Raw genomic sequence first — 12,778 nt, forward strand, 5'->3', positions numbered from 1 at the left:
TAAACCTGAAAGGTTAACTAAATAATAAGAAGTAAATATGGATATCAAATATTGGGACGGTGGCCTTGAGCGCCACGAAATCGATGCAATTAAAAAAATTGAAAATGTACTTAGCACCCCGAATGTGCAAAAGCATAAAGGAAAAAGTTCAAATCAAGGACAAGGGTTTGAAGCCCTACAAGCGTTAAAGAAGCCCTTTAATGAGGGCTGGAAAGGTTATGCAGACTTTCGTTTTATCAATAAGCATAAGCAAGGCGAAATCGATTTATTAATCGTTACTCACTGCAATATACTGATTGTTGAGCTTAAACATTGGAACGGTAAACCTGTAACTTCAAGTAATGGTAAGTGGTACTGGGGTGATGAAGACCGAGGTAAATCTCCAGTTGAGGTCACTCGTAATAAAGAGTTCCTGTTAAAAAATTTACTAAAGCCATTTGCTGGTAAATTCAGAAACGAAGGCCGCACTCCTCATGTACATTTTTTGGTAGTAATGAGCGGTGATAGTAACTTCTCTAAGCTACAAAAAAATGATTTAGCCCATACCTTAACGTTAACTGACTTTTGTAAATTATGCTCTAACGAGCATCAATTTAATAAACGCTTTACTCCTCACCCTGATGCAAAAGTATTGCTGCAAGATATCCCGCTACTAGAAAAAAGCTTGCTGCTAAATGATAAAAAAGTAAAAGCAAGACCGTTATCCGTTGATGGTTGGTTAGTGCAAGAGCAAGAGCAAGATCGAGATCGAGGGAATATTTTTGAACACCCGAATAAGGTTTATATAGAGTACCTTGCGCAAAGTGAAGCCGACAAAAATGATCGTGCCATTATCCGCAGCTGGGATTTTGATAAACTTTCAAATCATGATGCTAAAACCCCTGATGGCAGACTAAAAATTGTCTCTCGTGAACGTGAAGTACTCACCAAGATCAAAAGAGAAAATAGAGAGCTATACGAGCATTGTGTTTCTTCACTAACCATACCGACTAAAGAGAAGATAACCTCACAATACAATGAGGTTGTTGAACTTCCTCTTGGGCATGAACGCCTTAATGATTTTATTGTTACCTATGGTGAAAACTTATCCATTGATGAGCGTGTAAACTTAGTTAGAGTGTTAATAGCTCGCTTTGCAGACCTGCACCAATTACAACTCGCTCACCGAGATATAGGTAAACACAGTATTTGGTTAAGTACCGGACAACGTGTTGCGCTTTCAAACTTTATTTCTGCATTTGCTCGCAAGAAAGAAACCGTAGGTGATATTCGTGATGAGCTATCGGTTTACAACCAAGCTACGCCTTCGTTATCTCCCTATCATTACGATGTTTCTCGACTTGCCATTATTGCGTGGTCAATTCTTGAAGCTAAACGATTAACACCTGCGCTTGAAAAATCGTTAGAGGTTGAGCTTTCGCAATGTGATGCGTGGTATGGCGACACGTTATTACAAGCATTCAACGGTAAAGCCTTCGCTGATGCGGGTGAGTTATTAGATGCTTTGGTTGAGCAAGAGCCAAGTAAAGAAGGCGATTTTAGCTTTTCAACGCAAGAGCTAGAACGATTTGTTAAACCGACTAAAGTTGGGCGATTGCACCCAGAAGTGACATTTATTTCTGAAACCGATTCGAAAGAAGTTTATAAGGCAGACTCGGGTGTAGTAAAAGTTTGGAATAATATAAACCCTACTGACATTAATGCTGGACTTGGGCTGCGCACGTTATCGTTTTTAGAACGAGTAGAAAAGCTGCAAAGCCTCAATTTAAGTTTTATCCCAACCATTGTTGATTATGGTATTACTGCACGAGATAGTTCGTTGTATTTGGTGAGTGAATGGATTGAGGGTGAAGCTTTAGATCCTTATCGAATGCGTAATCGCAGAAACGATATTGTGAAAAGCTTAGTCGCCCATGTTGAGCATATGCACTCTTTAGGCTTTGCACATGGCGACTTAAAGCCTGATAACGTTCTTGTAGATAAGCATAGTGACGTGTTTATTATTGATGTTTTAGATTTTCATCATGATGCAGAAGAGTTGCTTAATACCGAATATAGCCCCGCAGATGTTGATAATAGTTCAGCCTTTGAACGTGATAACTATGCGGTAATGAAAATAAGTGCAGAGTTACTAGAAATTGACTGGGGCACTGAAAGCTCAAGCTTTGAAGCTATTAGCAAAGCTATTATTCATGAACTTGAAGATGTTGACTTTGGCTTTAGGGAGTTAACTCGTTTTAAAGATGCTGTTTTAAATCCTGAAAAAACAACACAACCATCGGTTGAAATAATTGATATTGAAATAGGAGGAGCAAGAGAAAACTTTGATCCTCTAACAATATACCCTGATAACGGTAAGTTATATGTTTCGATAGAAGAAAGTGATACCAAAGCTTCTGGTTTGGTAATGAGCTTTTGTGGATTAGGTGGCTTCTTTAGGCTTTTCTTCGATCAAGTAAGTTTCACTTTTGAACATGGTTTAGCGCCTAAAACTAGAGATAGTATTTCTCCTAGAGATATCGAAAATGCAGTTTTAGAACTTCCTTTTGCTATTCGGATTACTCAAGGTAGAGCAAGTAATTTAGAAGCACTGAATAGACGTATTCGACAGTTTTATAGTTTTGAAAACGCGGTTAAACAATTTCAGTTAAAACAGAGAAAAGTAGCGCCGCTTTCTATAGAACAACCCACCGATATTATTGAGGATGAGATCAGTGTTGAGCCGATATCGACCAAAGAGCTTTGGCAGGCAATTCTTAAAACAGAGACTGAGTCTCATCCATATGTAGAGCTTATTGGCGAGCCTAGAACACATAAAGATGATAAAGATATTCTAATCCTGCAGTACGAAGCTGAAAAAGATCCACTTGATGGCTTTACCGCTAAAGATCAAGTTGAAGCCATTATCGTTAATGATGAAGAAGACTACTTTATTGGCGAAGTTAATCTATCAGCCTCAGGATTGAATAGAGTTCAGTTATCGCGTTACTCTCATAGAGCACATCGCTTAAAAGAAGATGATGTAATTTTCTTTCGTAGTAAAGCAGATAAATCATCTTTCAATAAACGAAAAAATGCATTAATCCGGATTCTTGATCAAAACTCTGTTATCGAAAATTTATCAGATTATTTTGAGCCTGACTGTGACTTAGCGCCTACAGACTATGATTTAATTGTTACTGATGAAGACTTTAAACGTTATGACCGTAAAGATGATAACGGTAATGCTATTAAGCTTAATGATAAGCAACGTATAGCCTTTCAAAAGCTTCTAAGATTTGGCCCACTTTCAATGTTGCAAGGACCACCTGGTACCGGTAAAACTGAGTTTATTGCTGCTTTTGTTCATTACCTAATTGAAAAACAAGGCACTGAGCGAATTTTATTGGTAAGCCAGTCACATGAAGCTGTAAATACTGCTGCTGAACGAATTCGCAAACACTGTGGCCGTTTAAAAACGGATCTTGATGTTGTGCGTTTTAGTCGAAGTGAGTCAACTATTTCTCACTCTTTGCGTGATGCTTATTCTGACAACATTGTTAGTCAAAAAGTAGAACAATTTGAAACTCAATTAAAATATCGAGTGTTGAACCTAGCTAAGTCATTAAAAGCCCCTGCTGATTATTTAGAAGCCTATTTAACCTTAGATAAGCAAATCCTTTCACACATTATCGAGCAACAAAGTGCATTAATAGCGCTTGATGATGAAGAGTTAGTTGCTAAACAGAAGAAAGTGCTTAAAAAACAAATAGGTGAAAGGAAGTCATTAATTAACAGTAGACTGCCACAGAGTATACGTACTAACAAAGATTGGCATGATAACTTAAGTGATGTTCGTGAAGGCTTAATTAAAGATTTAAACCATGAGTATGCTATTGAACCTAATATCTCTAGCTCAGTTCAACGATTAGTAAAATTGTCGAAAGATATGATACGGGTTATGCAATCTGGCAATGCCAATATCGATGAGTTTCTGGCTCGTTCAAAGCAGTTGGTAGCGGGTACTTGTGTTGGTATTGGTAACTGGAATATTGATATAGCAAGTAATCAATATGACTGGATCATTATTGATGAAGCAGCTCGTTCTATTGCAAGTGAACTTGCTATAGCTATGCAAGTAGGTAAACGAGTGCTGCTTGTTGGTGATCATAAGCAACTACCACCTCTTTATACCGACCCTCACAAAAAAGCGTTAGCAAGACACTTAGGTATACAATCATCGAATGATATTGATGAATTAATTGAAAGTGACTTTGCTCGTGCTTTTGAAAGTGATTATGGAAAACAGGTAGGTGCAAAACTACTTGTACAATATCGTATGGCTCCTGCTATTGGTACTTTGGTTTCTCAGTGTTTTTATGATGGTGAGCTAGAAAATGGTGAGAGAAAGATCCCTGATATTTACCGTGCTGTACCCAAAGCATTGAGTTCAGCTACAACATGGCTTGATACGTCGAATTTAAACAAAAAAGCACATCATCAAACGGGTTCTGGTCGAAGTATTTACAACGATGCTGAAGCTGATGCTATTGTCGATTTGCTTAAACAGGTTGATGAAAACGAGACTTTTGTTCATTCATTACTAGAGCAAGTAAAAGAAGGTGAAGCCGCTATTGGTGTTATTTGTATGTACGCCGAGCAAAAAAGACGTATAAGACAGAAAGTTAAAAAAGCCTCTTTGTCTGATGAACTAACTAAATTATTGAAAATTGATACTGTAGATAGTTATCAAGGTAAAGAAAATCGCGTGATTATTTTATCGGTAACACGTTCAGAGCAAAAGCAAGGTTCAGGATTCTTAAAGCTACCAAACCGAATTAATGTTGGCCTTTCAAGAGCTATGGACCGTTTGGTAATTGTTGGTGATAAAAGAATGTGGCAAGGAAAGAATAGCCAATTGCCATTTGGAAAGGTTATTAAGTTTATGGAAGAAAATGCTAGTGAAGACTTGTATCGCTTTGTAGACATTACAACCAAGAAATTTAAGAAGGCGGTATAACTGTTATGGAAAACACAACGATTGAATTTAATGAAGTTGATTATATTGTGCCTACGGAAACATTTAGCATTGAATATTCTTATTTAAGTAAACAAGGCTTTCCTTTTATAAAAGAATTTTTGCTTAAAGCACTTTATATTTCACCGCTTTCGAAGTTTGAACTGTCTTCGTTTTTTGGCTTTAACCAGCGTGAATTGGCAGCTGCTATTGAAGAGCCTATCAGCAAAGGTGAAGTTGCATATTCTGACGAAGGAAAGCTATTTTTAACTACATTGGCAAAAGGTTATTTTTCATCATTAGATGATAAACCTATGATTGAAAAGCCACAATCTCGAACTTCTTCTGTTTCATTTGAATTAACTGGGTTTAATAAAGTTAAAAACCAGCATGAAAACTGGCACACAGGTCTTCGTTTAAATGTTAATCATGAAGTACAAAGCTTAAGTGAACAGCATGCAAGAGCTATGTTTACTAAACACTTTCAGCAGCTAGTAGAAAGAGGTGAATTGGGTGTTATTAAAACTCATGATAACTCGTTACCAAGCCTTTATTCAGTTGATAAAGTGTCTAGAAAGAAAACTATCGCTCACAGAGTTAAGCGTAAGTTTGAGGTAGATTTAGACAGCCGAATTAAGCCTTTTTACGTTGATAAACTTTACGAAAATGATGAGGCGATAACACAGGCTATTGCACAAGAAACTGACAACATTAGATTGGGTAACAACCTAGATAGCATTGCTGCCGCATGGGATGCTTTTGAAGATATGTCTGTTAGTCGTTTTATCAAAGATGACAGTATCGACTTTCGAGGAATGCTGGCTGAAATGGTAGCGGGCTCTTTTGATAAACCGTATGAGCTTTTAGTTGGTCCATTATATGGTAAGCAACCTTGGAATGTTATTGAAAACAATTTAAAGAAACTCAAGCCCCATAAAAATGTGCAAAAACCAAGAGAGCTATGTTGGTTTGGTGCTAATACTCGTTATTGGGGAATGAGTGAAGGCTTTATTAAAGCTAAAGATAGCCTGAATAACTATAAAACGAATGGAAAAAATACCAATTATAAGCTGAAGGTGTATTTACCTTGTGATGACCATCAGAATGATGAAATGCAAGCTGGTAAAGCATGGAAACACAAATTAGGTAGCATTGAGTTTTGTGAAGGTATTAGAAACGGCTTATTTGATGGTAGCGTTGAGGTTTTACTTTTAGATAATGAATTTGCAGCGGTAAGTTATCACTTATCACTGCCTGACCTTAGCCCTGTTCACGTACCTCTAGGTTTTTTCACTACTGACCAAAAGTTAGTTGCCAAAATAGCTAACGTTGCTAGTGAGTTTTTGAAAGGCTCGGTATCTCACGGTAAACCGAATTTAATCGGTAAGTTATAATAATCAAAGAATTTTCTGAGGCGTATATGAAGTTTACAGAAGCACAATTAGAAGCAGCCATTATAGAGTTACTGGTTGATCTAGAACTTTTATACATTTCAGGTAATTGCATAGTTAAATAATATAGATGAAGACTCACTGAGAAATAACATGAACCAAATTGAAATTTATCAAAACGAAGAGGGTGCATTAGAGCTACCCGTTGCTCTAAAGGGCGATACCGCGTGGTTGTCGCAAGCGCAAATGATATTACTATTTGGACGAGATAAGTCGGTTATTTCTCGACATATTCGCAATATCTTTAAAGAAGGTGAGTTAGAGCGGGAGGCAGTTGTTGCAAAATATGCAACAACTGCCGAAGACGGAAAAACGTATCAAGTAGATCACTATAATCTAGATGTCATTATATCGGTGGGCTATCGTGTAAAATCGCAACAAGGTGTGCGTTTTCGTCAGTGGGCGACTAAAACCTTAAAGCAGCACTTAATTCAAGGTTACACCATTAACCAACAACGCTTTGAGCGCAATAGCCAAGAGTTAGAACAGGCGTTAAAACTAATTAATAATGCGCTTAAAAATCCCGAAATCAATAAAGATACCAGCAAAGGTTTAGCTGAAATTGTTAGCCGTTATACACAAACTTTCTTATGGTTACAGCGTTATGATGAAGGGCTATTGGATGAGCCTGTTGGTAAAAGTGGCGGTCAGTTAATTTCAACCACTGATGCGATGCAAGCGCTCAATACGTTAAAAGCCCAGCTAATAGCCAAAGGTGAAGCGACTAGCTTATTTGCTCAACCTCGTGGTGATGGTTTAGATAGCTTATTAGGTAATTTAGAACAAACGGTATTTGGTGAACCTGCTTACCCAACGATAGAAAGCAAAGCCGCGCACTTGTTATATTTTGTGGTGAAGAATCATCCATTTTCAGACGGCAATAAACGCAGTGGGGCATTTTTATTTGTCGATTTTTTATATCGTAATCATCATTTGTACGCTGACAATGGCGAGCCTGTTATTAACGATACTGGCTTAGCTGCATTGACCTTATTAGTGGCAGAGTCCGCACCCGATCAAAAAGAAACCATTATACGATTAATTATGAATATGTTGGCAAGGAGCTAAACCGTTGAAGTTTACAGAAGCACAATTAGAAGCGGCGATTATCGAATTATTGGGTGAGCAGGGTTATCCCTATACCTCTGGTTCAGATTTGGCTAGGCAACCTGAGCAAGTGCTCATTAAAGATGACTTACGAGCCTATTTAGCTAATCGTTATGCTGCTGATGAAATTACCACAGGTGAAATTGATAGCATTATCCTACAACTCGAAACCTTGCCTGTAGGTGACTTATATGAAAGCAATAAAACCTTCTGTAAATGGTTAAGTGATGGCTTTTTATTAAAGCGTGAATCAGGTAGTAAGCCAGGTGAAGTTTCTAAAAAAGATTTATATATTCAGCTAATTGATTATGACCAAGTAAACAGCGAAGAAGTAGCTGTTGCTCAAGAGTCATATGAAGCGTTACCTATGGCAGCTGAGCCAAGCGTACCTTATGTTGCAACAACACAGCACAACATTTTTAAAATCGTTAACCAGTTAGAAATTGATAGCCCATCTGCCGATAACTCAAAACGTATTCCTGATGGTATTTTATATATCAACGGTTTACCTGTGGTTGTGTTTGAATTTAAGAGTGCTATTCGAGAAGAGCAAGCTAATATTTACGAAGCATACAAACAACTGACCATTCGTTATCGCCGTGATATTCCCCAGTTATTTGTTTTTAATGCATTGTGCGTTATTAGCGATGGTGTAAATAATAAAATGGGCAATGTATTTGCACCCTATGATTTTTATTATGCATGGCGCAAAGTTACGGGTGATGAATCAATTGAACAAGATGGCATTAATGGCTTGCATACTATGTTGCAGGGCTTGTTTGATAAAGAACGTTTGTGTGATGTTATTCGTAACTTTATTTACTTTCCTGATAAATCTAAAGGTGAAGTAAAAATAGTTTGTCGTTACCCACAATATTACGCTGCTAGAAAGCTCTATGAGAATATTAAAAAAGAGCGAAAACTACCTAATGGCCAAGGCGGCAGTGGTAAAGGCGGAACGTATTTTGGTGCAACGGGCTGTGGTAAAAGCTTTACCATGCAGTTTTTATCACGGCTTTTAATGAAAAGCGTTGAGTTTGAAAGCCCGACCATCGTATTAATAACTGATAGAACAGATTTAGATGATCAACTATCTCAACAATTCTCCAATGCTAAAAGCTATATTGGCGATGATCATATTGTTAGTGTTGAAAGCCGCGACCAATTAAGACAACTACTTAAAGGCCGACAAAGTGGTGGTGTGTTTTTAACTACAATTCATAAATTTACTGAAGATATAGAAGTATTAACCGAACGCACTAATGTTATTTGTATTTCTGATGAGGCACATCGTAGCCAGGTTAATTTAGACCAAAAAATCACTATTACCGATAAAGGTGTAAAACGTACCTTTGGTTTTGCTAAGTACTTACATGACTCTTTACCTAACGCGACTTTTGTTGGTTTTACTGGCACGCCTATTGACGCCACGTTAGATGTATTTGGTAAGGTTATTGATGCTTATACCATGTCAGAGTCAGTTAAAGATGAAATAACGGTGCGTATTGTTTATGAAGGACGTGCAGCAAAAGTATTGTTGAACAACGCTAAGCTTGAAGAAATAGAGGCTTATTATAAGCAATGTGAAGATTCTGGTAGCAATGAACATCAAATAGAAGAAAGCAAAAAAGCTACTTCGAGTATGAATTCAATTTTGGGCGACCCTGATCGTATCCGTACTCTGGCTAAAGATTTTGTTGAACACTATGAAGGCCGCATCAATGAGGGTTCTACCATAAAAGGTAAAGCCATGTTTGTAAGTAGTTCTCGTGAGATTGCTTACCTGTTTTATCAGGAACTTGAAGAGTTACGCCCACAATGGTTTGAAGTAAAAGAAGCAGAGGATATTGAACAATATTCAGAACAAGAGCGGAAAGGAGCCGTCAGCGCAGGTAAATTAGCCAAACCTATGGAACGTGTCAAAATGGTTATGACACGTGGTAAAGATGATCCAGAAGCCTTGTATAACTTACTAGGAACTAAAGAGTACCGTAAAGAGTTAGACCGTCAATTTAAGAATGATAAATCTAATTTTAAAATCGCTATTGTTGTAGATATGTGGCTTACCGGTTTTGATGTACCGTTCCTTGACACCATTTATATTGATAAACCACTGCAAAAGCATAGCCTCATTCAAACCATCTCTCGTGTTAACCGTAAGTTTTCTGGTAAACATAAAGGCTTAGTAGTTGATTACATTGGCATTAAAACTGCGATGAATAAAGCGTTAGCGCAGTTCTCAAAGTCAGAAGAAACTAACTTTGAAGATATCAATCAGTCGGTTATTGCCGTTAAAGATCATTTAGATTTACTCAATCGTATCTTCCATAAATTCGATTCCTCGCCTTATTTCACTGGCGAGCCAGTGGCACAGTTAAATTGTTTAAATAATGCGGCTGAATTTGTATTATCAGTTGGCAAAATTGAGAAACGATTCATGGCGTTAGTTAAGCGTTTAAAAGCGGCTTATGATGTTTGTTGTGGTAGCGAGAAGCTATCTCAACAAGAACGCGACTTTATTCATTTCTATCTTGCTGTGCGCTCTATCATCTACAAGTTAACTAAAGGTGATGCACCTGATACGGCACAAATGAACGCCAAAGTGCGTGAAATGATTGCAGAGGCACTAAAAAGTGATGGTGTTGAGGAAATATTTAAACTTGATGGCAGTGATGGTGAAATTGATATTTTTGATGAAGACTATCTTGCCAAAATTGGCAAGATAAAGCTGCCCAATACCAAGATAATGTTACTTCAAAAAATGTTAGCAAAAGCTATTGATGAAATGAAAAAGGTTAATCTTGCTCAGGGTGTTGATTTCACCAAACGCTTTAAAGCTTTAGTTGAAAAATATAATGAACGAAAAGAAGAAGATGTATTGGTGAGCGAAGTATTAGAAGACTTCTCCGATGAGATCATCAATATGTTTACCGACCTTAAAACCGAGATGGACTCTAACGATGACCTAGGTATTAGCTTTGAAGAAAAAGCATTTTACGACATTCTTAAATCGTTAGCTGTTAAGTATGACTTTACCTATCCAGACGGTAAGTTGATTGAGTTATCACAAGCGGTAAAAGAAGTTGTTGATGATAAAGCCAAATATACCGACTGGAATAACCGTGACGATATTAAAGCTGAGTTAAAAGTGGATTTAATTATGCTGCTAGCAAGGTTTGGCTACCCGCCTGTAAGCCGTGACGAAGTATACAAAGAGATTTTTGCACAGGCTGAGAACTTTAAGAAAAATAGAGCGGAATAGAGAACATTATGATAAAAGGACGACAAATAAAAATTTACCTTGCAGATGGAACCGTAACAGGTTTTCGGCATGCTGAAATTATGGGATGGACTGGTCAGGCCCTATCGATACCTAGGAACCGAGTAAAAGAGCTCAGTGATTGGGAAGAAAGTCATAGACCAGGGGTATATTTTTTATTTGGCGTTGATGCCGAGTCTGGAAATAGTGCCGTTTATATCGGTGAGGCTGAGCAAGTATCTTCACGTATTTATCAAAAATTTATCAGGTAAAGATTTTTGGAACGAGGTTGTTTGTTTCACCAATAAAGATGAAAACTTAACAAAACTCACGTTAAATACCTTGAGTCAAGACTAGTCGCTTTAACCGATAAAGCTAATCGCTATGTTCTACTAAATGGCAACCAACCTCCACAAGCTGTACTGTATCAGAATAAGTAAACTCAACTCAACTATAGCTAACACTTCCCAACATCCAATTATTTATAATTGATGGATTTTGCTTGCAGCTATCTAGTATAGATAAACACTAGCGTTGAACTGAAATTCTGAGTATCCAGTTATCAGAGGATTAGTTTTTTGTATGCCCAATAAGTGATTGGCATTGATAGAGTTCTTAAATTATATTGTTGAGATTAAATAAGAGTGAACGGACTAGAGTGTAGTTATCCGTTTTATGTAAGGTTAATATTTCCTAAGCGCTGGAGTTGGAATGGAGTTCGAAATTCGTACGAAAAATGCTGAATTTTGGTTTTCGCAAGCAAGCCAAATGTATGAAGCTTCAAAAATTTTATATGCTGAATTATCCGATAGAAAACAAACCAAAAATTCTTCTGATAACGATAGAAAAGTAGGTGCACATAAAGGTTCTCTATTTTTCCTAGGTATTTCTATCGAAAATGCTATTAAGGTTTTTTTTGCATACAAAGATAAAATTCAGGTAGAAGATGGAAAATTAAAAGTAAAAAACTCATTTCCACTTAATAAGGCAAGCCCGCATGATCTTCTTGCTTTAGCTATTGCTATAGAGCTTGAACTGCTTGATGAAGAAAAAGAGCTATTATCTCGTCTCAGCGTATTTACTATATGGGCGGGTAAATATGGAACACCTCTGAGTGAATCTGATTTAAATAAAGCGCAAGGGTTACTAATTCAAAGCGAAATAGATTACCAAGTAGCTGCATTGTTTATTGACAAATTAAAAAATAAATCAGGGTTTAATCACAATACTGGCTGGCCTCAATTGAACCTATAACAAGTTAATTAGGCTCAAGAGAACTAGTATAAATCAATTTATATTTTAAAAGCCTGTCTCCAAGATTCAAGGATATGTAATGTCACCTGAAAATATAATACAAATATTAACAACAGAATTAGATGGCGTTGCACCTAAAGCCAGTTGGGGTGAAACCGCCTTATTTTATAATCCGGGTAATCTACTCCCGAATGGTGTCTATTTTTGCACTATCAAAGAAAAGGATGGTGATCATGATAAGTCGTCAAATTTAAAACGTGACTCTATCTTTAGGTTGAGTATTGGTGTTGGTAAAGATAATTACGAAAAGCACTTTGGTACTAAACCTAAGCGTCCTGCAAAAGGTTGTATCGTAAATACTGGCCATGACTTTACTAAACTAGATGAATTAATGCCTCATCCAATTTATGCATGGATGTCTTGGGTTCAAATTCTATCACCTTCTAAAGCTTCGTTTGATTTAATCCTACCTTTGATTAAAGATGCTCATGCGATCGCATCGTTAAATTTTAATAAAAAAGTGACTAAAAATAAGGGCCAAGCCGTATAGCTAAATCACAGCTCAGCTATAGCTCAAGTGGTTAAAGTTAGGAAATATCAGTTGGCTTTGTTGAGTGCTTTCTTACTTTACCCTTTAAACTACCAAGACATGTTAAAATTGGTTTTGTGAGTTTAGTAAGGCATACAAAATCTCGCTAAATCATAAAGCGG

General features: G+C 37.1%; 7 protein-coding genes. All 7 read left to right on the forward strand.

The genetic code is table 11. The annotated features are described in order from the left end of the window. Positions 1-37 precede the first annotated feature (37 nt). The 7 genes from XM47_RS02155 (at position 38) to XM47_RS02185 (ending at position 12,617) form a co-directional block, all read left to right on the forward strand. Positions 38-4,999, forward strand: coding sequence for an AAA domain-containing protein (locus XM47_RS02155; protein WP_048688897.1), 4,962 nt, complete (start codon positions 38-40; stop codon positions 4,997-4,999). A 5-nt stretch (positions 5,000-5,004) separates the two neighbouring features. After that, positions 5,005-6,390: a hypothetical protein gene (locus XM47_RS02160; protein ID WP_048688899.1), complete on the forward strand. Its 1,386-nt coding sequence runs from the start codon at positions 5,005-5,007 to the stop codon at positions 6,388-6,390. A 150-nt stretch (positions 6,391-6,540) separates the two neighbouring features. Beyond that, complete coding sequence (gene rhuM, locus XM47_RS02165) at positions 6,541-7,515, forward strand: virulence RhuM family protein/type II toxin-antitoxin system death-on-curing family toxin (protein ID WP_048688902.1); 975 nt, start codon at positions 6,541-6,543, stop codon at positions 7,513-7,515. A gap of 4 nt (positions 7,516-7,519) precedes the next feature. Then, complete coding sequence (locus tag XM47_RS02170) at positions 7,520-10,816, forward strand: type I restriction endonuclease subunit R (protein ID WP_048688907.1); 3,297 nt, start codon at positions 7,520-7,522, stop codon at positions 10,814-10,816. Positions 10,817-10,824: 8 nt separating this feature from the next. Further along, complete coding sequence (locus XM47_RS18675; RefSeq protein ID WP_053084494.1) at positions 10,825-11,085, forward strand: GIY-YIG nuclease family protein; 261 nt, start codon at positions 10,825-10,827, stop codon at positions 11,083-11,085. A gap of 496 nt (positions 11,086-11,581) precedes the next feature. After that, positions 11,582-12,067: a hypothetical protein gene (locus XM47_RS02180; protein ID WP_149865427.1), complete on the forward strand. Its 486-nt coding sequence runs from the start codon at positions 11,582-11,584 to the stop codon at positions 12,065-12,067. 79 nt (positions 12,068-12,146) lie between these two features. Continuing rightward, positions 12,147-12,617 carry a DUF6194 family protein gene (locus XM47_RS02185; RefSeq protein ID WP_048688911.1) on the forward strand — a complete coding sequence of 157 codons (471 nt, stop codon included), beginning with the start codon at positions 12,147-12,149 and terminating at the stop codon, positions 12,615-12,617. The last annotated feature ends 161 nt before the right edge of the window (positions 12,618-12,778 follow it).

The organism is Catenovulum maritimum (genome assembly GCF_001050375.1).
Classification (GTDB): Bacteria; Pseudomonadota; Gammaproteobacteria; order Enterobacterales; family Alteromonadaceae; genus Catenovulum; species Catenovulum maritimum.